Genomic DNA, 22849 nt, shown 5'->3' with positions numbered 1-22849 from the left:
AGGGGGCTTGGATGTGATCGCGATCACTCCATGAATGCAATCAATGAAACAAATTCATTAAATGAGAGATGTATCTCAAGTTTTTGCACTGAAATTTGCATAAGAGAGGTACATGACCTCTCTTATTGATTCAGTTTAGCTAAATAAGTGAAGAATGACAGGGAAGATAAAAGGTGCAATCAACGAGGTGATTACCCCGCAGGTCATTAATGCTAATGAACTGTAAGCCCCTTCAATATAGTTAACTTCCGCACAACGCGCTGTTCCCAAAGCGTGAGAAGCGGTACCCATCGCCAAACCTCGCGATGCGTGGGTACGAATACGTAAAACATCAAATAGGCTATGACCGAACATTGCCCCTAAAATCCCGACAAAAAGGACGCAAGCTGCACTAATTGCTGGGATGCCTCCGACTGAATCGGCAACTGCCATGGCTATCGGAGTTGTCACTGATTTAGGTAATATTGACCCTGCAATATCCGGTGTTGCACCAAGCCACAGTGCAATAGCGGCGCCCGTAAACATCGCCACAATACTGCCAGCAAAACAGATACTAAATAGGGATTTCCATTGCGCTCTAATCTGGTGCATTTGCTCGTAGAGCGGAAAGGCGAGGGCGACGACGGCCGGCTGCAATAAATCATTGAGTATTTTACTGCCCGCAAAATAGTGCTCATAAGAGGTATTCGTCAGGATCAGTAGTGGAATAATAATCGCGATAGTTAACAATAATGGGTTCAGAATGGGCAATTTGCACTTGATCGACAGCGCTCTTGTCAAATAGAAAACAACGATAGTTAATGGCAGTGACCACCAAATATGTTCTAACATCACTCTTTCCCCTTGGTTTTATCATTATTGATGCTTGAAGATATGGGTTCTTCAGGAGGAAGAGGAACTTCATCAGGCTTCACACCCACAATAGGGCGTTCTTTATGGATATAGTTTGAGCTGACTGCGACAACAATCATGACGATTAATGTACTGGCGATGCAGGAGACGACAATCGGGATCATCTGTTGGCTGAGTAAATCATAATAATTCATAATTCCCACACCGATGGGAACGAATAAAATCGTCATGTTTTTCAGCAGGATGCTACATCCAGGTTTCGCCCAATGAGCAGGGACTATTTGCAATGCTAGCAAGACAAACAGCAGTAACATACCGACAATACTGCCGGGAATGGAAAAAGGAAGCAGTTTGGAAATCACATTTCCGATGATTAGGCAGAGGTAAAGTATTGCGAAGGCTCGCAAATATTGCCATCCGGTGTTCAATACTTGTTTTAATGACATGGGACTTGTCCTATTACTCGACAGGCATTCATCATACAATTAACTTGAAAATTGTGCCAGAGATCACAAATAAAAACCCATAAAAAAACGGAGCTCACTGAAGTGGCTCCGTTTTATATTGATATGGTCTAAGTTTGTTGTTCAATTTCTCGAACGACAATCCATGACTTATTTGACCTGCATTCCCGGTTGTGCGCCATTATCTGGGCTCAGTAGGTAAATATCTTTACCACCAGGGCCTGCTGCCATCACCATACCTTCGGAGATACCAAAGCGCATTTTACGTGGGGCAAGGTTTGCCACCATCACGGTTAAACGACCTTCCAAGACTTTTGGATCTGGGTAGGCACTGCGGATCCCAGAGAATACTTGGCGAGTTTCACCACCGATATCTAACTGTAATTTCAGCAGCTTATCTGAACCTTCAACAAATTCTGCTTGTTTGATCAGCGCAATGCGCAGGTCAATTTTAGCGAAATCATCAAAAGTGATGGTTTCTTGAATTGGGTCATCTGCCAGAGGGCCTGTCAGTTGCTTAACTGGCTGAGCACTTTGCTTGGACGCTTCTACCATCGCTTCCGCTTTTGCTAATTCAATACGGTTAAATAACGCTTTAAATGGCGCTACGTCGTGATTTAGTAATGGCGAGTTGATGGAATCCCACGTTAATTCAACTTTCAGGAACTCTTCCACGCGCTTAGTTAAGCTTGGCAGAATTGGTTTCAAGTAAGTCATTAATACGCGGAACAGGTTGATACCCATCGAGCAGATATCTTGCAGTTCTTGGTCTTTACCTTCTTGTTTCGCAACGACCCAAGGCGCTTTCTCATCTACATAGCGGTTTGCAATATCCGCTAATGCCATAATTTCACGCACAGCTTTGCCGTATTCACGGTTAGTAAAGTCGTCACCGATCACTTTTGCCGCATCAACAAATTGTTGGTATAGCGCTGGCTCGGCTAAGTTTGCGGATAATTTTCCAGCAAAACGTTTAGCAATAAAGCCTGCGTTACGTGAAGCTAAGTTCACCACTTTGTTTACGATATCGCTGTTCACACGCTGTACGAAATCTTCTAAATTCAAGTCGATATCGTCGATGCGTGAAGAGAGTTTCGCTGCATAGTAATAACGTAGGCAGTCAGCATCGAAATGGTCTAAGTAAGAGCGAGCGGTAATAAATGTGCCGCGAGACTTAGACATTTTTGCACCATTAACGGTGACATACCCGTGAACAAACAGGTTGGTTGGTTTACGGTAGTTGCTGCCTTCTAACATGGCTGGCCAGAATAGGCTGTGGAAATAGACGATATCTTTGCCGATAAAGTGGTAAAGATCCGCTTTAGAATCTTTATTCCAGAAGTCATCAAAGTTTAAATCGCTGCGTTTGTCACACAGGTTTTTAAACGAGCCCATATAGCCGATTGGCGCATCCAGCCAAACGTAGAAATATTTACCCGGCGCATCTGGAATTTCAAAGCCGAAATACGGGGAATCACGAGTGATATCCCACTGCTGTAAGCCAGATTCAAACCATTCTTGCATTTTGTTAGCCACTTGCTCTTGCAGTGCGCCAGAGCGAGTCCATGCTTGCAGCATGTCGCTAAATGCAGGTAAATCAAAGAAAAAATGTTCAGTTTCACGGATAACTGGCGTTGCACCTGAAACCACTGAGCGTGGGTTAATCAGGTCAGTTGGGCTATAGGTTGCGCTACAAACTTCACAGTTATCGCCGTATTGGTCTTCCGCTTTACATTTCGGGCAAGTACCTTTAACGAAACGGTCTGGCAGGAACATGCCTTTTTCTGGGTCGTAAAGCTGTGAAATGGTTTTGTTTTTAATAAAACCATTGCTTTTTAATTTGCCGTAAATCAGTTCGGATAACTGTTTGTTTTCTTCGCTATGGGTTGAGTGGTAGTTATCGTAGCTAATCTGGAAGCCTGCAAAATCGTCCTGATGCTCTTGGTTCATTGCTGCGATCATTTCTTCAGGCGTAATGCATAATTGCTGAGCTTTTAGCATGATCGGTGTTCCGTGCGCGTCATCAGCACAGATGAAATGAACCTCTTTGCCGCGCATTCGCTGATAACGGACCCAAATATCAGCCTGAATGTGCTCCAGAATATGACCGAGATGGATTGAACCGTTAGCATATGGTAACGCACAGGTTACCAGTAATTTATTCGCGACTTGAGACATAGTAACTTTCTTACTTCCATTATTAATAAAGGGTCTTTGATGTTAACCGATCAATAAAAATGTCGCTAGGGCAATAAAATATTAATCGGCAATTATTAGGAAAAAACGCTAGGTGGAAACAAATTTTTACTGTTTGTGGTTTTTCATTCGCTAGGCGGTCACTATTTTTTTCGTTCTCTGCTATCATGCAACGTAGTCAAAAATGTGTAGTTACAAAAAAGAAAATAAAGGAGCCGGGATGAACGATAAATCCCCCGAGCAGAACAAACCAGAACTGCTGACTGAACAAGTCTCCACTGTTTTGGCTTCATTTACACACCCAACTCTCAAGCGCAATCTGATTTCAATCAAAGCATTGCATCGTTGTGCGCTGTTGGACAATGTGTTGCATGTCGAATTAGTTATGCCATTTGTCTGGAAAGGCCCATTCCAAACGCTGATCAGCGAAAAAACCGCTGAGTTAAAGCAATTGACGGGTGCTCACGCCGTAGAATGGAAATTACGCCACGATATTACCACTCTGAAGCGTGCTAATGATTTACCAGGCATCAATGGTGTACGTAATATTCTTGCGGTGAGTTCAGGTAAAGGTGGTGTGGGTAAATCGAGTACTTCCGTGAACTTAGCGTTAGCGTTAGCGCAAGAAGGCGCAAAAGTCGGTATCCTCGATGCGGATATTTACGGGCCTTCAATTCCGAATATGCTGGGAACGACACTGGAGCGCCCAACGTCTCCAGATGGTCAGCACATGGCACCGATTATGGCGTATGGCTTAGCCACTAACTCCATTGGTTACTTAGTCACTGACGATAACGCGATGGTATGGCGTGGCCCAATGGCGAGTAAAGCTTTGATGCAGATGCTGCAAGATACGCTATGGCCAGATCTGGATTATCTCGTTATCGATATGCCACCGGGAACCGGTGATATCCAACTGACTCTGTCACAAAATATTCCAGTGACAGGCGCAGTGGTTGTGACCACGCCGCAAGATATTGCCTTAGTAGATGCGATGAAAGGGATTGTCATGTTCAAAAAAGTGAACGTGCCAGTGCTGGGTGTTGTTGAAAATATGAGCGCACATATTTGTAGTAACTGTGGTCATGTAGAGCCTATTTTCGGTACCGGTGGTGCAGAAAAATTGGCTGAGAAATACAACACTAAACTGCTAGGTCAGGTTCCGCTGCATATTTCATTACGTGAAGACTTAGACCGTGGTCAGCCAACCGTAATGCGCGACCCTGAAGGCGAGTTCGCTGATATCTATCGTGAAATTGCGTCTAACATCTCTGCATTGATGTATTGGGAAGGGGATAAGATCCCGACGGAAATCTCTTTCCGCGCCGTGTAATTAAATGGCATCGATAAAGGCTATTTGGTCAGTAATGACTAAGTAGCCTTTTTTATTGCCATAAAATCCGATTCTTTGATTGTTCTGATTTATTCTCAAACTGTTCCTTTATTGTTGTAGGCTGCGTAGAATGACGCATAAGTGAATTTCCTAGCCTGAAAATTAACGATATAGAAAATTCAGTCTTTATTCCGTTGGCGAATGCCTAAAAGGTGATTATGAAATTTTTAATTTTTATTGTCGTATTGGTGCTGATTGTTATTTATTTTTATAACCGCATCGTTGCATTACGTGAAGCAGTCGTTTCTAGTGAAACTGAGATCTCTGTTCAATTAGATCGCCGCGGTAAAGTTTTTGATAGCTTACTGGCGACGGTCAAAAAATATTTAAGCCATGAAACAGAAGTCTTCACTAAAATTACAGAGCTCAGAAGCCAAGCACAAAATGCGACGGGGGATAAAGCTCGTGAAGCGGAAGATGCGCTGTCCAAAATGGTGAGTAGCGGAGCCATCAATGTGGCAGTTGAAGCGTATCCAGAGCTAAAATCTGATGCGATCATGGCAAATTTACAAGAAGAGATCGTCTCTTCTGAAAATAAACTCTCTTTTGCTAAACGTGGTTATAACCGTTCATTAGAAACTTATAATGCGTATATCGCTTCTATGCCTGCTGCATTAATTGTTGGCATTATTCCTAGCTTGAAAATTAATAAAGAATATTGGCGTTTAGACGAAGCAGACATCAAAACTGAAGAGTCTCGTCGTATTAATTTCGATTAAATGGATGTTGCCATTGGCAGGGTTTTATTATGGATTTTAGAAACGTTATACGTAAAAACAATATCCGTACTCGGTTAGTTGTGTTGAGTTATATTGTGTTGATGCTAATGATTGGTTTGCTCGCGGATACCGCAACCCATCCAGATGAGAGAATGGATTTTACCTCGAACCTGATAGCATTTGCGACATTACAACAACTGCCAGTGGCAACCTTTATTATTCTTGGTCTGACATTTCTAGGTTTACTTTATATTCATTTCTTTGGGCATAAATTGATGCTTGCAGGAATGAATGCGAAGGAAATCACCCAAGAAGGGGCTTCAACCCCGGAAGAAAGACAGCTATTTAATATTTTAGAAGAACTGAGTTTAAGTGCGACACTAGGTTATATTCCACGCCTGTATATTTTGGACACAGATGAACCCAATGCATTTGCGGCTGGCTGGAATTCTCGTAATGCTTTGGTCGGCATCACGCGTGGTTTATTACAAACGTTAAATCGCCAAGAAGTTCAAGCCGTAATGGCCCATGAAGTGGGGCATATTATCCATGGTGATTCAAAATTAACGCTGTATGTGGGTATTTTAGCGAATGTTATTTTGACGGTAACGAACGTTTTTGCTCAAGTGTTTATTCGCTCAGCAGGACGCAGCCGCAATAATTCAGCGAATAAAGCACAAACCATTTTATTATTGATGAATATCGTGTTGCCAATCATTACCAAAGTACTCTATTTTTATTTATCGCGTACCCGTGAATATATGGCGGATGCGGCAGCGGTGGATTTAACTTCTGATAACCAAGCAATGATAAGTGCCTTGAAGAAAATTTCAGGGGATCATCAAAAGCATGATTATGATGATGAAAGCACTGGACAGGCATACAGACAGGCGGCATATATTTTTAACAAGGGTGATTCTGTATTTTCAACGCATCCTTCCATAGAGAACCGAATTGCGGCTTTAGAAGGGCGTAAACAGTTTTAAACTTAGCGCGAAGCTTGCGCTTTGAAGAATAAAAATTGGGTGCGTTTTTTTATCAGTCTTTGACGAGATAGACTGGTACAGCGCACCATTACACCCTATAATTCCCGCCAACCATAACACTATGATGTTATGCACTTCATTTCTAAAATTTTTAACCAGGTTACCATTTTATGACTGACACATCGCATCACTGTACCATTGTAGGTATATCGGGCGCTTCTGCATCTGGCAAAAGCCTAATTGCAAGCACCTTATATCGGGAGTTAAGAGAAAAGGTTGGTGATCATAATATCGGTGTTATTCCAGAAGACTGTTACTATAAAGATCAAACAGATATTCCGATGGAAGAACGACTCAAAGTGAATTACGACCATCCAAATTCAATGGATCACAGTTTACTTTATGAACATCTCAAAGCACTGAAAAGTGGTCAAGCCGTCGAAATTCCTCAGTATGACTATGTCGCTCATACTCGCAAACAGCAAACCGTCAGTTTTAAACCAAAAAAGGTCATTATTATTGAAGGTATCCTATTATTAACAGATAAGCGTTTACGCGAAGAGATGGATTTCTCTATTTTTGTTGATACACCGCTGGATATCTGCTTAATGCGCCGTATCAAACGTGATGTTAATGAAAGAGGAAGAACATTAGACTCGGTTATTGAGCAGTACAATAAAACGGTTCGTCCAATGTTCTTACAATTTATTGAACCATCGAAGCAATATGCCGATATTATCGTACCTCGTGGCGGTAAAAACCGTGTGGCGATTGATATTTTGAAAGCGAAAATTGGTGAGTTCTGTCAGGACTGATAGCATCAAATATCGCCAGCGATAAGCTGCCATGAATATATAAAATAATGAAGGGGGAAAGTGATCATGCGTCTTTGTGACCGCGATATAATTCAGTGGATGGATGAAGGTCGACTTGTTATTAGCCCGCGTCCACCGATTGAACGGATCAACGGAGCGACTGCGGATGTTCGTCTTGGGAACCAATTTCGTGTTTTTCGTGGACATACTGCGGCATTTATTGATCTCAGTGGACCAAAAGATGAAGTCAATGCGGCATTAGACCGTGTGATGAGCGATGAAATTGTTCTTAAAGATGACGAGCCTTTCTTCCTTCACCCTGGTGAATTGGCGCTGGCAGTTACGCTAGAATCCGTCACGCTACCCGATAATTTAGTCGGTTGGTTAGATGGTCGCTCTTCACTAGCAAGACTTGGATTAATGGTTCACGTCACAGCTCACCGGATTGATCCAGGCTGGCGTGGTCAAATTGTGTTAGAGTTTTATAACTCAGGTAAGTTACCTTTAGCATTACGTCCGGGCATGGTGATTGGTGCACTGAGCTTTGAACCGCTATCAGGCAGTGCAGACAGACCTTATAACAGCCGACAAGATGCAAAATATAAAAACCAACAAGGTGCTGTTGGTAGCCGTATTAGTCAAGACTAATACAGCAAGATAGCGAGCGGCCTCTTCTATGGAGTTTGAAGAGGTCAGCAATCGCTAACGTCAAGGAATGACAAGCGAAAGATGTGACAAATAAAGTAAAAGAGAGGGATGCATGAAACGGTTTTTAACGACGCTGATTATTTTACTTGTGGTGGTAGTTGCGGGGCTAACAGCTTTAGTGATGTTAGTGAACCCGAATGATTTTAGAGGCTACCTCGTTCAACAAGTTGAGAAAAAAAGTGGTTACCAACTTGATTTCAAAGGTGATATGCGTTGGCATGTATGGCCAACATTGAGCATCATTACAGGTCCCGTCTCAGTCACAGCACCTAACGCCAGCCAGTCTATTTTAAGTGCTGAAAATATGCGCTTAGATGTGGATTTATGGCCGTTAATTTCCCATCGACTGTCTGTCGAACAAATTGTCATTGATGGTGCAGTAATTCGCAAAACACCTGAAAGTGAACCCATTGCGACGGTTAACACCCCCGTTGCCCCTGGCGGTAGCCAAGTACCTACTGATACAACAGATAAAAGCCAATGGTTACTCGATATTAGTAAAATTGATATCACCAATAGCTTAGTCATTTGGCAAACCCCGAAAGATGAATACAACCTACGCAATATTAATCTGTCACTGAAAAAAAGTGATGATAAACAAGTTGCGATGAAATTCAGCGGTAATTTAAATAAAAACCAACAAGAATTTAATTTTGATATTAAATCAGATATCGATTTATCTAAATTATCTCAGCAGGTAAGTGGAAAAATCACGCAATTTGATTACCAACTCAGTGGTGTTGATTTACCAGAAAATGGTATTAGTGGAAAAATCACCTCAGATTTCCTGTATACAAAAGCTAACTCAGGAGAGATTCGTCTTGAAAATCTCGCCATTCAGGCAAATGATAGTCAATTAGCAGGGACAATCAGTGTCAATTTAACCGATATTCCTGATGTGACTGTTAATTTATCCTCGCCTTCTTTGAATCTCGATACATTAATTGGGCAGGCACCGGCTGCGGGTAAATCAAATACAGCCAGTGCCGCCTCTGAAAATACCGCCAGTAATAATGAGCGTGTAGGCGTTAAACCAGTGATTTCTGGTTCCAACATACAGAAGTATGATTTAACGGGGCTAAAAGGGTTTACCGCGCAATTTAATGTCTCGATGGACACATTGATTTATCGTGGCATGTCGATGACTGAGGTAAAAATTAAGGGCGATAACCAAACACCACGTTTAACCATTTCTCAGTTAGAGGGCAATGCGTTCGGTGGGCAATTCTCACTGCCCGTAACCATTAACTACAGCGCTATTCCTGCGCAGGTTTCGGCAAAACCTGTATTTAGCAATATTAATCTTACTCCGGTATTAAAGGCATTTAGTATGCCTGAAAAACTGAGCGGGATTATCTCATTAAATGCCGCATTATCCGGTATTGGCTACGATGATTATGCAGTTAAAAATCAGTGGCAAGGTCCAGTTAGCTTTGAGTTACGCAGTGCCAAGCTGGCTGACTTAAATATTCCACAATTGATCCAACAATCGGTGTCCCGTTTTACTAATAAAATTAATATGCCAACAGATACCAACAGTTTCACAGAAGTGGATTTATTCACGGTATCGGGATATCTCAATAAAGGCAATATGAATATTTCCTCTCTTAAAGCAACGTCTTCACTGTTGAATATTACAGGGCAGGGTCGCGTGAATATTCCAAAAGAAACCATTGATGTCAATTTAAGTGTGAATATTCTCGGTGGTTGGGCAGGGGACTCGCGCTTAGTGCAACAGCTGCGTAGCATGAATATCCCACTGCGTATTTACGGTGGTTGGAATAACTTACAGTACCAATTGGATGTGGAAAAATTACTGCGTAATGAACTACGAACTCAAGCTAAAGAAGCCATTGGTAGCTTTTTGAAAAAAGAAGAAAATAAAGGGCTAAATGATTTATTGAATGCGCTTTAGCCACCATTGGAGAACCGCCCAGAGATGGATACATGTGGGCGGTCTTTTAATCACTAATGGTGATAATTAGGTATAACCGTTCTCTACTCTGTCTTTCAGTGCTTGGTTTTTTTCTATCATTTTATCAAGATTACTTTTCACGCCTTGCGAAGAGTTGGCCTCGTTAATTTTCTGATTGATATATTCGACTCTTCCTTTAGCTATAAGAATATCCGGCGCAGTCGCATTAATTTTGTTATTCAGTTTATTAATTGAAGCTTGTTTAGATTTATGATGGTTGTAACTGGAAATATTTAACTTATCTTGATATAAAGCGACATTATCTTGTAACGTGAAGAATTGAGATGTTAGGTTACTGAACACGCCAGACAAATTCAAGCGAGTATCATTCGACATAATATCCTTAATATTGGCACGGATCTCTTTTATACCTGCATTGATCTCTTTCGTTAGCCTAGAGATATCTTTCTTACGAACGTTTTTTTGATCTGTCTCGATGATTCTTACATGTTTAGCTTTTTTCGGGGAAGATGTATCACTGGTAGAGTTTGCCGTCTTCAAGATAGATTTAGGCATAGGGGTAGAATTATTATTGACACTCTTAGCCGAACATGAAAATTTAGTGACATTGCCTTTAGGGGCAGTCGTACTCATACGGCGGAGCTGAACTGGCTGCGTAAGATTGGTTGTGGTCGTTTTCATGATAGATGCTCTCATTAAAAGTTAATTATTAAACTATTTGAATTATTCAATGAGCGAATGATTTTTTCTTTAAAAAAACGCTACTACTTTTTATTAATGGTTAATTCCTTCGACAAAAAATACCGACTCAATATTAAGATAAAGGCCGGTATTTAGATTGTATTAATCGTGACTAGTTTTAATCACAAATCGTATTAATCGCGATTAGTCATCGACATAGTCGTAGCCATCACCCGCGGGCGCGGGTGGTGTAATCAAGACTTTATTAACCCGATGGCTATTGACCTCAAGAGGTTGGAAAATACAGCCATTGATTTCGACTTGCTCACCCACTTCAGGAACGCGTTGTAAATGTTCCATTAAAAGACCAGCAATAGTTTCATACTCACGCTTATCATCCAGCTCCATTGGGATATACATAATTAAATCTTCCAGTGGCATAAAGCCATTGGCAATCCATGTACCATCGTCCAATTTTTGAATGTCATGGCGGGAGTCATTTTCTTCATCACCAACAGGTAAGTTACCTGCGATAGTTTCCATCACGTCAGTCAAGGTAACGATACCTTCAACAGAACCAAATTCATCCACAACAAACGCAAAGTGTGTATGCGCTTTACGGAATTGTTCTAACGCTTTTAACAGTGATAAACCTTCAGGGAAAATAAGCGGTTGAGTGACCAATGCTCGCAAGTTCAGTTGTTCACCGCTAAGCTGCTGCTTCACTAAATCCAGCACATATACCACACCAATTGGGTCGTCACTGATACTTTCATCGACAACAACAAAACGAGAGTGTGGATTTTTCTCCATTAGGTCAATGAGTTCAGCGGAGGATTTATTAATATCCAAATAATCTACGTCATGGCGGGACGTCATAATACTTTCTACGTTACGTTGCGCCATACCCAGCACACGAGCGATCATTAAACGCTCTTGAGGGTCGAAAACGGATTGGTTATCTGAAATTAAGTCAGAGGTTCTCGCGTCTAATTCACCACGTTCAGCTTTACCGCTTAAAATGCGCAATACGGCTTCTGCGGTACGTTCACGCAGAGGGCGGCTGCCTTTTAAGAATTTACGGCGGTTAAACTGCGCAAACTGGTTAAGCACCTCTATCATGATAGAGAAACCAATTGCCGCATACAGGTAACCTTTTGGAATGGCGTAACCAAAACCTTCAGCCACTAAGCTGAAACCAATCATCAGTAAGAAGCTTAAGCATAGAATGACGATGGTAGGGTGTGCGTTAACGAAGTTGGTCAGTGGTTTACTTGCCCAGATCATTAACATCATGGCGATAGTCACTGCGGCAACCATGACACCGATATGGTCAACCATACCGACAGCGGTAATCACCGAGTCTAATGAAAATACCGCATCTAATACGATAATTTGCGCGACAACAGCCCAGAAATTGGAGGTTTTACGTTGGTTATTGGTATGCTCGTCTTTTCCTTCTAACCGCTCGTTTAGCTCCATCGTGGCTTTAAACAAGAGGAATATCCCCCCGATAAGCATTATCAGATCTCTGGCACTAAATGGATGGTTAAATAGCGTTAGAATAGGTTGGGTCAGCGTGATCAGCCACGAGAGGCTGAATAACAGAATAATACGCATAACCAGGGCACACGTTAACCCTGTGATACGAGCTCTATCACGCAGTTTAGCTGGGAGTTTATCGGCCAAGATGGCGATAAAAACGAGGTTATCAATACCAAGAACGATTTCAAGAACGATTAGGGTAGCTAAACCCGCCCAAATCGAAGGATCTGCGATCCATTCCATACAGTTTGTTTTACCTTCTGATATGACGGCTTATACCGACTGGTGAATAATGAGGTTTGTTGACGTAAATATCAATAAAAATTCATTCAAGTAGCGTGATATTTGGCAAAAAATGATTCGATTAGTTTATCGATTGCATCAATAACTACCATGGAGCAGCATCCTGAGTTAACATGTGATCCCGTTAACAGAATGTCAGCACAATCGAGGCTGACTTGGTCCTAATCAGACAGGAGTTTTTCATGTCAAAGCAGCAGATTGGTGTTGTCGGAATGGCGGTCATGGGTCGCAACTTAGCCCTGAACATCGAAAGTCGCGGTTATTCAGTTTCTATTTTTAACCGTTCAAAAGATAAAACTGATGAAGTCATTGCCGAAAATCCAGGGAAAAAATTAGTTCCCAACTACACGATTGAAGAGTTTGTCGACTCTCTGGAAAAACCACGCCGCATCCTGTTGATGGTTAAAGCGGGTGAAGCAACGGACAAAACCATTGCTGCATTAACGCCTCATTTAGACAAGGGCGACATTTTAATCGATGGTGGCAACACGCTGTACAAAGACACTATCCGTCGTAATCGCGAACTGTCTGAACAAGGATTTAACTTCATCGGTACGGGAGTTTCCGGTGGTGAAGAAGGAGCATTGAAAGGTCCTTCAATCATGCCTGGTGGACAAAAAGAAGCGTACGAATTAGTTGCCCCAATCTTAAAAGAGATTGCAGCGAAAGCGGAAGGCGAACCGTGTGTGACTTACATTGGTCCAGACGGTGCAGGTCATTATGTGAAAATGGTTCACAACGGTATCGAATACGGTGACATGCAATTAATCGCTGAAGCTTACTCTTTATTAAAAGGTTCTCTGAACTTGAGCAATGAAGAGCTGGCGGAAACATTCTCTGAGTGGAACCAAGGCGAACTGAGCAGCTACCTGATTGAAATTACAGCGGATATCTTCAAGAAAAAAGATGAAGAAGGTAAATACCTGGTTGATGTAATTTTAGATGAAGCGGCTAACAAAGGTACCGGTAAATGGACTAGCCAAAGTGCTTTAGATCTTGGCATCCCACTGACTTTGATCACTGAATCTGTCTTTGCGCGTTATATTTCTTTCCTGAAAGATCAACGCGTTGCTGCATCTAAAGTTTTAACGGGTCCAGTACTGAAAACCGTTGAAGGGGATAAAAAAGTCTTTATCGAGAAAGTACGTCGTGCACTTTACTTAGGTAAAATCGTTTCTTACGCTCAAGGCTTCCAACAATTGAAAGCAGCGTCAGATGAATACAACTGGGATCTGAACTACGGCGAAATCGCGAAAATCTTCCGTGCTGGCTGTATCATCCGTGCGCAGTTCCTGCAAAAAATCACTGATGCTTACAATGACAACGCGCAGATTGCAAACTTACTGTTAGCACCTTACTTCAAACAAATCGCAGATGAGTACCAACAAGCTCTGCGTGATGTTGTCTGCTACGGCGTACAAAACGGTATCCCAACACCAACATTCTCAGCGGCTATTTCTTACTACGATAGCTACCGCTCAGCGGTACTGCCTGCGAACTTGATTCAAGCACAGCGTGACTACTTTGGTGCACATACTTATAAACGTACTGATAAAGAAGGCGTTTTCCACACTGAGTGGATGGAATAAAGATAAACCGTTAGGCTATCTTCCATAAGTGAAAAAAGGTGCTCAATTGAGCACCTTTTTTATTTCTAGCTTTTTATACACTTTCAGACTTCGAGTATTTCTTTCCTCACGCTTTTCCCGTTGAATACTCTGACAAAAAATAGACTAAAAAAACAAAGTAGGTATTCCACAGCATGAAAGCCAAAATAATTATTCTTACAGTATTCGGCATTATTTTTACTTTATCTTGCGCCTTTATATCCGGCATCGTGCTTTCTATGAACAAAGAGCCTAGTTCTGAGCTCCGCCATAATGGTGAGAAGCTCGGTTACAGTATTTACACCATTTATAATGATAAAGTGTATGCGAGTGTTCCAAGTAATGGCGATTATCTGATAGAGAATGCAGACCCTTCTAGCTTTACGTTATTACCTGAAAGTTCGCGTTATGAGCAGCAAGTGGCATTAGATAAAAATCATGTTTATTGTGGAAATTTAGCAATCCCTGCATTTAATCCTAACAGTGTGAAAATCGTGGGGAATGACTATTTTACCGATGGAAATCAGACCGTATATTGCTCAATGGGCTCAGTAAGGAATTATGAACTTTCAACAATGGATGAATTATTTCAGTCTTGGTTATATGGTTGGGATTTAGGGAGTAAACCGCAAACCTATATTTACCCGATGAAGCCACTTCCCGCATCATCGACGCCATATCAAGCATTATTGTCCCGTTATTTGGCAACTGACGGGCAGCGTGTTTTTTATAAAGGCGAATATATGCCGGATGCTGATCCTGCGACCCTACAGGATATTGGCTCCCTTCAGGATGATGATTCCGTGAGAGATAGCCTTCATTTTTATCGTGATAATCTTAACGTCTATTATGACCAATATAAATTGCCAATAAAGAGTCATTCTGGTTTATACAGCTTGATATTGGATGGGTTATTTCAAGAAGGTTATTTGATTGATCCACAATCTGGCAATGTGGCGATGAATGATATTTTATTTCCTGAGGAACATGCTCCTTACCAGCTAATAAGCCGTAATAGCCAGCATGTGAATCAAGCGTTATTTCTCTCTAAGGATGGCGTATTTTTCTATCATAGAGAAAAAGAAACTATTGTTCGCGCGGGAGCGAATCCATTTATTGACGGTGAATTAAAAGAAATTGCGCCTTTAGTGTTCACTCATAATAACCAAACGTATTATCTACAGGATTCCGAGATTTGGGGAACCAATAAAAATCCGGGGTTAATTTCACGGAGTACAAAAATTTATCGTTTCAATGAGACGAATAGTGCACCATGGGAAAAGGTGGGTGATTTAGCTCATCGCAGATTTGGTCAGGTATGGAAAAAAGGGGATGAATATTATTATTTTGATAATTTAGGCTCCACTCAATTAATTCGATATACCATTTATCGAGTAGATAACCAGCGTACCGTGAACCGTTTATTGAACGAAAGGTTATTACCAAGAGATATTCGTGTCTTGATTGATAATGATGATTTACAGCCGATAAGAGGCACCGAAGTGGTTCATGCAATTACTAAGTATCGATAAGATTCGATATCTATACAGAAATTCTGATATTATCGATAGCCATTTTCGAAATCGCTATCGATAACTCACCTGCTCAGAATCGGTCATATGCATAAATTTCTCGCTTTATTATTACTTTTAGTCCTATTAGGGCCTCTTGGGATAGATCTGTATTTACCGACTATTCCAGCTATCGCTAAAGATTTAGGGAGTAGCGAGTCTATAATCCAATCGACCATCGGATTATTTATTTTAGTCTTAGGGATTGGACAGCTAATTTCTGGACCATTAGTCGATAGATTTGGTCGTAAGCCTATCGCTATCATTGGGTTAGCTATTTATCTAGCTGGCTCCATTGTGGCTGCATTTTCAACGACGGCAGGGTTATTTATTGCTTCCCGGCTGTTACAAGGAGTGGCTGTGTGCTGCACCTCTGTAGTGGCATTTAGTTGTGTCCGTGACCGTATGAATGGCACAGAAGCCGCAAGAGCATTTGGTTTTTTAAACGGAACACTCAATATTGTGCCCGCTTTGGCGCCTTTATTAGGGGGACTGCTGGCGGAAGCATGGGGATGGCGAGCGCCATTTTGGTTCTTGGCGATTTACGCTGTGGCCATTTTCTTGCTGATTCTATTTTTCCTACCAGAAACGCGCCCAGCCAGTTTACTGCAGGTTAAAAAGCTTCAATTTAAGAGCTATTTTCGAATTTTAACCAGCGAGCATTTTTTGATTTTCGCATTGGTAAATGCCGGTGCAATGGGCATGGCATTGACGTATGTCTCTCTAGCCCCTAGCGTACTAATGGGGGATGCTAAGCTATCGCCTCTCGAATTTTCAATTGTCTTTGGTGTCAATGGCTTCTGGATCATGCTCGCGAGTTATATCGCGAATTACTGCATTCGAAAAATGGGGCGTCCAGCGTGTTTATCAATCGGTAGTGTCATGATGGCACTTGGTTGCATCGGCTTATTATTCGGTTTGATGGTACTTTCACCTGAAATGCAAATCCATTGGTTAGTGTATATGTTGCCGGTTGCCTGCGCGTGTACAGGGCTTGCCTTTATGATGGGCACAGCGACAAGCTATGCGTTAGAGCCTTTCGGCAATGAGGCTGGGGCGGCATCAGCCCTCGTGGGGTTTGTGCAAATGGCGGGTGGCGCTGTATTAGGGTTATGTGCAATTGCGTTACCTATAGCACCGAAATTGTCCCTTGCTCTAGTGATGCTAGCGGGATGTATTTTCGGATTAATTGCAAGAAAAACTAGTATAAAACGCGCTGCCATAATAGAGAAAATAGAGTAATCGTTATGGTTAATAATCCATTATTAAAGCAGCCGAGGATCGGTTAGCGGTGATGTAGTATGAACGCAATTACATCACCATAGAATGCGTTCTATGGTAATAAAATACTGATTTAAGGGTTATTTACCATGAAAAATAAACATTGGTCGAAAACGCAGTTATTACATGAAGTTGTTAAAAATCCCAATATCCATCTTAAAGGATGCCACAGTTATTATAGTGATTGTTGGGATGACGGTTTTGAACAGTCCGTCGTGCGTTATTTACAAGGCGATGAACAGAGCCGAGATTGGCAATTAGCTTGGGATATCGACCAACTTTATATTGGCGATTATGTGTGTATTGGGGCGGAAGCCGTTATTTTGATGGGGGGAAATCATACCCATCGATTAGATTGGTTCTGTTTATACCCTTTTCTTGAATATATTGAAGAGGCCTATATTGGTAAAGGCGATACCATTATTGGCGATGGCGTTTGGATTGGAATGCGGGCATTTATTATGCCGGGAGTTCAAATAGGCGAAGGCGCGGTGATTGCGGCAAACAGTGTCGTGGTGAAAGATGTGGCGCCTTATACCATTGTTGGTGGTAACCCCGCAAAGCCAATTAATACGCGTTTTTCCCCTGATGTAATAGAGCAAGTATTAGCGTTGAAGATCTATGAATGGCATGAAGATAAATTCGAAACATTGAAAGTGTTTATTTGCAGTTCGGATTTTCAGGCCTTAAAAGAGGCTAGCGAGCGGTATGATGAGACTCATTAATGGGTAATAGTGCTTAAAATCTCTTTTTTTAATTTGAAGGGTTATCGCTCGATAGCCCTTTTTAGGATTAATCACCCATCATTTTGTGACTACCTTGGCTTATTTATTACCATAATACGAGTACGTTAATTAGGCAGTAAAGTGTTAGGTTTGCTCATGCGGTATCAAACTCATGCAGTTTTAATTTGAGTCAACGCCTATGAAAAAATTAACTTGTCGTATTTTTCATTTATTGGCTTCTCATCGTTGTATTTTGTTGTTTCCCATTATTAGTAGCTGTTTTTCCTCTTTTCTTTATGCTTCCTCGGAAAAAGCGGTCGCGTATCCTGCACCGATTAATATTAGTCAGATTGAAATCAAATATAATGATCAATTGGATTACCCTGAGATAATTGGCAACATCACGAATGTTTCAAATGTTGTTTTATATCAGACCTATATTAGATTTGAGCTATTGAGGGATGGCGTGTTTATTGGGGAAACAAACTATAGAGTAACTAGCTCAATTAAACCAAAACAAACGGTAAATTTTATTGTTACTATTCCAGACTATGATGTTATACCCAATGAGCAGATTGTTGTTGAAACCATCGCTGCCTATTATTTGGATAAACCGCGTTGAGTGTCATTTAGGAGCCAGCTGATGATGATGGCTCCTAATCAATCAGTGTGATGAGTTATTCATCATTTGTGCGAATAAACTCGACTAAAGTGGGGGAAGCGATACGCTGGTAATCTTGGGTATTGAGAATAATTGAGCGTTCTAGGCTTCCCGCATTAAATGCGAGTTCATCAAAACGGTCGAATAGGTATGGGTCAGCGATAAGCTTCAGTGATGGATGAAAGCTGAATGGTGGGATGGCGCCGAAAACACAATGGGTGAGTTCATCGACTTCCTTTGGGCTAGCTAATGAGGCTCGAGTGCCGCCAATGGCTTTGGCAATCTTACCTAAATCCGCTTGTTGATCAGCAGGTAAGATGGCTAAAACATGCTGGCGAATGCCATTTCCTTTCACATGACAGACTAATCCTTTGGCACCTTGACCTAGCTGCGTTCCGCGGATTTTTGCCACTTCTTCAGATTTTCCCGCAGTTGGATGCTCCATCACGCGATATTTTGCATTTTGGCTATTCAGTAATTGAGTTAATTGCGTAAAAACGCCATTGTCGGACACAATGAGCTCCTTCAAAAGTCCACATCAAATGAGGGGAATGATAGCAAGTTCAGAGAGAGAAACAATGACGAGAGAAGAAAGTAAGGGCAGCTATCATAAAATAGTTGCCCTTAAGCCAGTTACTGATGGCGTTCTTTCAAACGCTTGATAATGGCGGTTAAATCAAGGTCTTGATCTTGCAGTAATACCATTAAGTGGTACATCAAATCGGCAGCTTCGTTGGTTAATTCTTCGCGGTCATTAACCGTGGCAGCGAGTGCAGTTTCAACGCCTTCTTCACCCACTTTTTGTGCAATACGCTTGGTGCCGCTAGCATACAGACGGGCAGTATATGAACTTTCTGGCGAGGCATTTTTACGCTCTTTCAGTAAGGTTTCTAATTCATATAAAAAACCCCATTCGCTTTGAGCCGGCGCAAAGCAGCTGGTGGTACCATTATGGCAGGTTGGGCCATCAGGCAGAGCCATGGCAAGCAGCGTATCGTTATCGCAGTCAGCAACCATATTCACCAAATTCAGAAAATTGTTGGAGGTTTCCCCTTTAGTCCACAAACGTTGTTTGGTGCGAGAGAAAAAGGTGACTTTACGGCTCTCTAAAGTCATCTTTAGCGCTTCTTGGTTCATATAACCCAACATGAGAACATCACCAGAAATAGCGTGCTGAACGATGACGGGCATTAGGTTATCGACTTTTTGCCATGCAAGCTGATTACATTGTTCTGTGGTTAACATACTCTTATTTGAACTCCATTTTCTGCTAAGTACTGCTTTAAGTCACCGATGTTAATAATCTGCTTGTGGAACACCGAAGCGGCTAAAGCGCCATCGACGCCAGCGTCAGTAAAGGCGTCTAGGAAGTGGATTTTTTCCCCTGCACCGCCGGAGGCGATCAATGGAACTTGGCACACTTCACGAACTTTTTTCAGTTGTACCAGATCGTAACCTTGTCGTACACCGTCTTGGTTCATCATATTGAGCACAATTTCTCCGGCGCCGCGCTGCTGAACTTCTTTCACCCAATCAAGGGTTTTCCAGCGAGTTTGGGTGGTGCGTTTTTCATCGCCTGTGAATTGATAAACTAAATATTCGTTTGTTTCTGCGTCAAACCATGTATCGATTCCAACCACGATGCACTGAACACCAAAGCGATCAGCCAAACGGCTAATTAGGGTTGGATCAGACAATGCAGGGGAGTTGATTGAAATTTTGTCTGCGCCAAAAGAGAGGATCTGAACAGCATCTTCCACGCTTTTAATTCCACCCGCCACGCAGAAGGGAATATCAATCACTTCCGCCACTTTGGCGACCCAGCTTTTATCGACAACACGTCCGTCAGATGAGGCGGTAATATCATAGAAAACTAACTCATCAGCCCCTTCTTGGGCATAGCGTTGAGCTAGTGGGACAATATCACCGATGATTTCATGATTGCGAAATTGCACCCCTTTAACCACTTGTCCGTCACGGACATCCAAACAAGGAATTATGCGTTTTGCCAGCATTGGATTGCCTCCGTTACGGTAAATTTGCCTTCTAATAATGCGCGACCCACAATTACGCCTGCTGCGCCAGAAGCTGGCAGTGCGGCGATATCGTTTAAATTACCAATTCCACCAGAAGCTTGTACCTCTATATCAGGGAATTTTTGGCTGATTTCGCGGTATAACTCCACATTGGAGCCCGCCAGCGTGCCATCTTTGGAAATATCGGTACACAGCACATGCTTTAAGCCATAAGGGCGATACATTTCAATGGCTTGCTCAAGGGATAAGTTTGAATTTTCTTGCCAACCACTAATGGCAATTTCTTTGATGCCTTGAGCATTAATACGCACATCCAGTGCTAGTACGATAGCGTCGCCACCATAACGTTGAAACCACGTTTTGACTAACTCTGGTTGGGTCACTGCCGTCGAGCCAATCACCACGCGAGTCGCACCTGCATCTAGCAGTGCTTTGACATCGTCTTCAGTACGAATTCCCCCCCCAACTTGCACGGGAACAGTCACGCCTGCCAACAGTTTTTTCAGCAGAGGAATTTGACGTTTCTGTGGGTCTTTAGCGCCAGTTAAATCCACTAAGTGCAGCAGTTTTGCCCCTTGCTTTTCATAATCTTGTAAGCGAGGAAGTGGGTCGGTGCCATAGTCCGTTTGTTTGGCGTAGTCCCCTTGATGTAAACGCACAACGGTGCCATCAATTAAATCTAATGCTGGTATGATCATGGTTTTTACATCTCCAAGAAATTTTGGATCAAGCGAGCACCCGCAGCACCCGAACGTTCTGGGTGGAACTGCACACCATAGTAATTATCTTTATTCACGGCACTACTAAACAGGTTGCCATATTGTGTTTGCGCGATGGTGTTGGCGGAAATAGGCATTGAATAGCTGTGGACGAAATAAAAATAGGCATCGTCGCTTACCCCCTTAAACAGGGGATTGCCCGCGAGTGCTTTCACTTGATTCCAGCCGCTGTGAGGGACAGGTAAGCCGTTTGCATCCATTTTGCGTACGGGGCTGTCGATTAACCCTAACAGTGGAATTTCTGTTTGGCCTTCTTCACTGATACTGCCGAGTAATTGCATCCCCAAGCAGATACCTAAAACGGGTTGAGTTAGCGCTTTAATTAAAGGGATAAGTTCACGCTCAGCCAGTTTTTCCATAGCGGCGCTGGCAGTGCCAACTCCGGGCAGAAAAACTTTGTCTGCTTGTAAAATGGTGTTGGTGTCGCGGCTCACAGTCGGCTCATAACCTAGGCGTTTAACGGCATAGGCGACGGACGCTAAGTTTGCGCAGCCAGTATCGAGGATCACAACCTTCATTACAGAACTCCTTTAGAACTTGGCAAGGTATCCCCTTCAACACGGATAGCTTGGCGTAAGGTACGACCAAAAACTTTAAACAGGCTTTCCGCTTTGTGGTGATCGTTTTTCCCTTTCGTTTTCAGGTGTAGCGTGCAGCCCATCGCGTAGGATAACGAACTGAAGAAGTGCTCGATCATTTCAGTGCTTAGGTCACCTACGCGCTGATATTTAAATTCTGCTTTATATTCAAGGTGTGGACGCCCCGAAATATCCAGCGCACAGCGTGCTTGGCATTCGTCCATCGGTAATACGAAACCGAAACGGGCAATGCCGCGTTTATCACCGAGTGCGACGCGCAGCGCTTCGCCGAGTGCTAGACCTGTATCTTCCACAGTATGGTGATCATCAATGAACAGGTCGCCATTAACTTCAATGCGTAAGCGGAAGCCGCCGTGAGTCGCGATTTGGTCTAGCATGTGGTCAAAGAAGCCAACGCCTGTGTTGATTTTGCTGCCGCCTTCTTGGTCAAGCCACACTTCTACTTGGATGTTGGTCTCTTTGGTGACGCGTTCGACTAAGGCATAGCGGTTACGTTTAGTGAGTTGGTTGGTGATGGTATTCCAATCCAGCTCTTTGGTGCTGTAGCGTAGCCCTTTGATGCCCATATTTTGAGCGAGCTGGATATCTGTCTCGCGGTCGCCGATGACATAGCTGTTTTCGATATCGAGAACACCGTCGTTGAGGTAGCTTTCCACCAGCTTGATTTTTGGCTTACGACAGTCGCAATTGTCTGCAGGCATGTGTGGACAAATCAACACGTCATCAAAACGGATGCCTTGAGATTCAAATACCTGCATCATTAAATTGTGAGGCGGATCGAAATCTTCTGTCGGGAAGCTCTTGGTGCCTAAACCATCTTGGTTGGTGATCATCACTAAGCGATAATTGGCTTTTTGCAGTGCTAATAGGCTTGGAATGACATCCTTTTCAAAGGCGAGCTTACTGAGGCTATCCACTTGATAATCTGTCGGTGGTTCGGTAATTAATGTTCCATCACGGTCGATAAAAAGAATTTTCTGGCTCATGACTAT

22 protein-coding genes are annotated in these 22849 nt (G+C 42.5%); 11 read left to right on the top strand and 11 right to left on the bottom strand.

The features are described from left to right. Positions 1-135: 135 nt before the first annotated feature. The 3 genes from PR799_RS03685 to metG all read right to left on the bottom strand — a co-directional run bounded on the left by PR799_RS03685 (position 136) and on the right by metG (position 3494). Positions 136-831, bottom strand: coding sequence for a CidB/LrgB family autolysis modulator (locus tag PR799_RS03685; protein ID WP_272521283.1), 696 nt, complete (start codon positions 829-831; stop codon positions 136-138). Beyond that, positions 831-1298, bottom strand: a complete 468-nt coding sequence (locus PR799_RS03680; RefSeq protein ID WP_154628627.1) for a CidA/LrgA family protein — start codon at positions 1296-1298, stop codon at positions 831-833. The genes PR799_RS03685 and PR799_RS03680 overlap by 1 nt, the downstream gene beginning before the upstream one ends. A 168-nt stretch (positions 1299-1466) precedes the next feature. Then, positions 1467-3494, bottom strand: a complete 2028-nt coding sequence (metG, locus tag PR799_RS03675; RefSeq protein WP_154628626.1) for a methionine--tRNA ligase — start codon at positions 3492-3494, stop codon at positions 1467-1469. Between the two features lie 238 nt (positions 3495-3732). Between metG and apbC the strand changes: the two genes are divergently transcribed. The 6 genes from apbC (at position 3733) to asmA (ending at position 10048) form a co-directional block, all read left to right on the top strand. Next, entirely contained in the window at positions 3733-4845 is a 1113-nt protein-coding gene (gene apbC, locus PR799_RS03670) for an iron-sulfur cluster carrier protein ApbC (protein WP_006662269.1), read from the top strand. Between the two features lie 218 nt (positions 4846-5063). Then, positions 5064-5624, top strand: coding sequence for a LemA family protein (locus tag PR799_RS03665; protein ID WP_006660137.1), 561 nt, complete (start codon positions 5064-5066; stop codon positions 5622-5624). Positions 5625-5653: 29 nt separating this feature from the next. After that, complete coding sequence (htpX, locus tag PR799_RS03660) at positions 5654-6610, top strand: zinc metalloprotease HtpX (protein WP_272521282.1); 957 nt, start codon at positions 5654-5656, stop codon at positions 6608-6610. Positions 6611-6780: 170 nt separating this feature from the next. Further along, positions 6781-7425, top strand: coding sequence for a uridine kinase (gene udk / locus PR799_RS03655; protein ID WP_154604353.1), 645 nt, complete (start codon positions 6781-6783; stop codon positions 7423-7425). Positions 7426-7491: 66 nt separating this feature from the next. Beyond that, positions 7492-8073 (top strand): dCTP deaminase, encoded by a 582-nt coding sequence (dcd, locus tag PR799_RS03650; protein ID WP_036949679.1) that lies wholly within the window; start codon positions 7492-7494, stop codon positions 8071-8073. A gap of 112 nt (positions 8074-8185) precedes the next feature. After that, the gene (asmA, locus tag PR799_RS03645) at positions 8186-10048 is read left to right on the top strand and encodes an outer membrane assembly protein AsmA (protein WP_272521281.1); all 1863 of its coding nucleotides are present in this window, start codon (positions 8186-8188) and stop codon (positions 10046-10048) included. A gap of 66 nt (positions 10049-10114) precedes the next feature. Here the strand turns inward: asmA and PR799_RS03640 are convergent, their stop codons facing one another. Next, positions 10115-10750, bottom strand: a complete 636-nt coding sequence (locus PR799_RS03640) for a hypothetical protein (RefSeq protein WP_272521280.1) — start codon at positions 10748-10750, stop codon at positions 10115-10117. Between the two features lie 204 nt (positions 10751-10954). Beyond that, positions 10955-12538, bottom strand: a complete 1584-nt coding sequence (locus PR799_RS03635; protein WP_272521279.1) for a TerC family protein — start codon at positions 12536-12538, stop codon at positions 10955-10957. Positions 12539-12780: 242 nt separating this feature from the next. Between PR799_RS03635 and gndA the strand changes: the two genes are divergently transcribed. From gndA to PR799_RS03610, 5 genes are all read left to right on the top strand, one after another. Continuing rightward, a complete protein-coding gene (gene gndA, locus PR799_RS03630; RefSeq protein ID WP_108478980.1) occupies positions 12781-14187 on the top strand; it encodes an NADP-dependent phosphogluconate dehydrogenase in 1407 nt (468 codons plus the stop codon). 173 nt (positions 14188-14360) lie between these two features. Continuing rightward, positions 14361-15737: a DKNYY domain-containing protein gene (locus PR799_RS03625; protein ID WP_272521278.1), complete on the top strand. Its 1377-nt coding sequence runs from the start codon at positions 14361-14363 to the stop codon at positions 15735-15737. An 87-nt stretch (positions 15738-15824) separates the two neighbouring features. Then, a complete protein-coding gene (locus tag PR799_RS03620) occupies positions 15825-17018 on the top strand; it encodes a multidrug effflux MFS transporter (RefSeq protein ID WP_154628620.1) in 1194 nt (397 codons plus the stop codon). Positions 17019-17146: 128 nt separating this feature from the next. Further along, on the top strand, positions 17147-17782 hold the full coding sequence (locus PR799_RS03615; RefSeq protein ID WP_272521277.1) for a CatB-related O-acetyltransferase: 636 nt from the start codon (positions 17147-17149) through the stop codon (positions 17780-17782). Positions 17783-17981: 199 nt separating this feature from the next. Then, positions 17982-18404, top strand: a complete 423-nt coding sequence (locus tag PR799_RS03610) for an FxLYD domain-containing protein (RefSeq protein WP_272521276.1) — start codon at positions 17982-17984, stop codon at positions 18402-18404. Between the two features lie 55 nt (positions 18405-18459). Here the strand turns inward: PR799_RS03610 and PR799_RS03605 are convergent, their stop codons facing one another. The 6 genes from PR799_RS03605 to hisB all read right to left on the bottom strand — a co-directional run bounded on the left by PR799_RS03605 (position 18460) and on the right by hisB (position 22843). Beyond that, positions 18460-18888 (bottom strand): YbaK/prolyl-tRNA synthetase associated domain-containing protein, encoded by a 429-nt coding sequence (locus tag PR799_RS03605; protein ID WP_230088700.1) that lies wholly within the window; start codon positions 18886-18888, stop codon positions 18460-18462. Between the two features lie 188 nt (positions 18889-19076). Continuing rightward, positions 19077-19688, bottom strand: a complete 612-nt coding sequence (hisIE, locus tag PR799_RS03600; protein ID WP_272521274.1) for a bifunctional phosphoribosyl-AMP cyclohydrolase/phosphoribosyl-ATP diphosphatase HisIE — start codon at positions 19686-19688, stop codon at positions 19077-19079. Beyond that, entirely contained in the window at positions 19682-20458 is a 777-nt protein-coding gene (gene hisF, locus PR799_RS03595) for an imidazole glycerol phosphate synthase subunit HisF (protein WP_154628615.1), read from the bottom strand. Before hisF ends, hisIE begins: the two co-directional genes overlap by 7 nt. Beyond that, complete coding sequence (hisA, locus tag PR799_RS03590) at positions 20440-21177, bottom strand: 1-(5-phosphoribosyl)-5-[(5-phosphoribosylamino)methylideneamino]imidazole-4-carboxamide isomerase (protein WP_154628614.1); 738 nt, start codon at positions 21175-21177, stop codon at positions 20440-20442. The genes hisF and hisA overlap by 19 nt, the downstream gene beginning before the upstream one ends. Positions 21178-21182: 5 nt before the next feature. Then, positions 21183-21776: an imidazole glycerol phosphate synthase subunit HisH gene (gene hisH, locus PR799_RS03585; RefSeq protein ID WP_154628613.1), complete on the bottom strand. Its 594-nt coding sequence runs from the start codon at positions 21774-21776 to the stop codon at positions 21183-21185. Then, complete coding sequence (hisB, locus tag PR799_RS03580) at positions 21776-22843, bottom strand: bifunctional histidinol-phosphatase/imidazoleglycerol-phosphate dehydratase HisB (protein ID WP_154628612.1); 1068 nt, start codon at positions 22841-22843, stop codon at positions 21776-21778. Before hisB ends, hisH begins: the two co-directional genes overlap by 1 nt. Positions 22844-22849 lie beyond the last annotated feature (6 nt).

This window comes from Providencia sp. PROV202 (genome assembly GCF_028479565.1).
GTDB lineage: Bacteria > Pseudomonadota > Gammaproteobacteria > Enterobacterales > Enterobacteriaceae > Providencia > Providencia zhijiangensis.
The sequence above is the reverse complement of the archived record's forward strand: the minus strand, read 5'-3'. Positions and strand labels throughout refer to the sequence as shown.

What these genes read in the sequence shown, in the direction of transcription:
- hisB (WP_154628612.1), bottom strand. Translation starts at nt 22,843, where the DNA reads ATGAGCCAGAAAATTCTTTTTATCGACCGTGATGGAACATTAATTACC.
- hisH (WP_154628613.1), bottom strand. Translation starts at nt 21,776, where the DNA reads ATGAAGGTTGTGATCCTCGATACTGGCTGCGCAAACTTAGCGTCCGTC.
- hisF (WP_154628615.1), bottom strand. Translation starts at nt 20,458, where the DNA reads ATGCTGGCAAAACGCATAATTCCTTGTTTGGATGTCCGTGACGGACAA.
- PR799_RS03615 (WP_272521277.1), top strand. Translation starts at nt 17,147, where the DNA reads ATGAAAAATAAACATTGGTCGAAAACGCAGTTATTACATGAAGTTGTT.
- PR799_RS03610 (WP_272521276.1), top strand. Translation starts at nt 17,982, where the DNA reads ATGAAAAAATTAACTTGTCGTATTTTTCATTTATTGGCTTCTCATCGT.
- PR799_RS03635 (WP_272521279.1), bottom strand. Translation starts at nt 12,538, where the DNA reads ATGGAATGGATCGCAGATCCTTCGATTTGGGCGGGTTTAGCTACCCTA.
- hisIE (WP_272521274.1), bottom strand. Translation starts at nt 19,688, where the DNA reads ATGTTAACCACAGAACAATGTAATCAGCTTGCATGGCAAAAAGTCGAT.
- PR799_RS03605 (WP_230088700.1), bottom strand. Translation starts at nt 18,888, where the DNA reads ATGGAGCATCCAACTGCGGGAAAATCTGAAGAAGTGGCAAAAATCCGC.
- PR799_RS03640 (WP_272521280.1), bottom strand. Translation starts at nt 10,750, where the DNA reads ATGAAAACGACCACAACCAATCTTACGCAGCCAGTTCAGCTCCGCCGT.
- metG (WP_154628626.1), bottom strand. Translation starts at nt 3,494, where the DNA reads ATGTCTCAAGTCGCGAATAAATTACTGGTAACCTGTGCGTTACCATAT.
- PR799_RS03625 (WP_272521278.1), top strand. Translation starts at nt 14,361, where the DNA reads ATGAAAGCCAAAATAATTATTCTTACAGTATTCGGCATTATTTTTACT.
- apbC (WP_006662269.1), top strand. Translation starts at nt 3,733, where the DNA reads ATGAACGATAAATCCCCCGAGCAGAACAAACCAGAACTGCTGACTGAA.
- udk (WP_154604353.1), top strand. Translation starts at nt 6,781, where the DNA reads ATGACTGACACATCGCATCACTGTACCATTGTAGGTATATCGGGCGCT.
- PR799_RS03665 (WP_006660137.1), top strand. Translation starts at nt 5,064, where the DNA reads ATGAAATTTTTAATTTTTATTGTCGTATTGGTGCTGATTGTTATTTAT.
- PR799_RS03680 (WP_154628627.1), bottom strand. Translation starts at nt 1,298, where the DNA reads ATGTCATTAAAACAAGTATTGAACACCGGATGGCAATATTTGCGAGCC.
- PR799_RS03620 (WP_154628620.1), top strand. Translation starts at nt 15,825, where the DNA reads ATGCATAAATTTCTCGCTTTATTATTACTTTTAGTCCTATTAGGGCCT.
- hisA (WP_154628614.1), bottom strand. Translation starts at nt 21,177, where the DNA reads ATGATCATACCAGCATTAGATTTAATTGATGGCACCGTTGTGCGTTTA.
- dcd (WP_036949679.1), top strand. Translation starts at nt 7,492, where the DNA reads ATGCGTCTTTGTGACCGCGATATAATTCAGTGGATGGATGAAGGTCGA.
- gndA (WP_108478980.1), top strand. Translation starts at nt 12,781, where the DNA reads ATGTCAAAGCAGCAGATTGGTGTTGTCGGAATGGCGGTCATGGGTCGC.
- htpX (WP_272521282.1), top strand. Translation starts at nt 5,654, where the DNA reads ATGGATTTTAGAAACGTTATACGTAAAAACAATATCCGTACTCGGTTA.
- PR799_RS03685 (WP_272521283.1), bottom strand. Translation starts at nt 831, where the DNA reads ATGTTAGAACATATTTGGTGGTCACTGCCATTAACTATCGTTGTTTTC.
- asmA (WP_272521281.1), top strand. Translation starts at nt 8,186, where the DNA reads ATGAAACGGTTTTTAACGACGCTGATTATTTTACTTGTGGTGGTAGTT.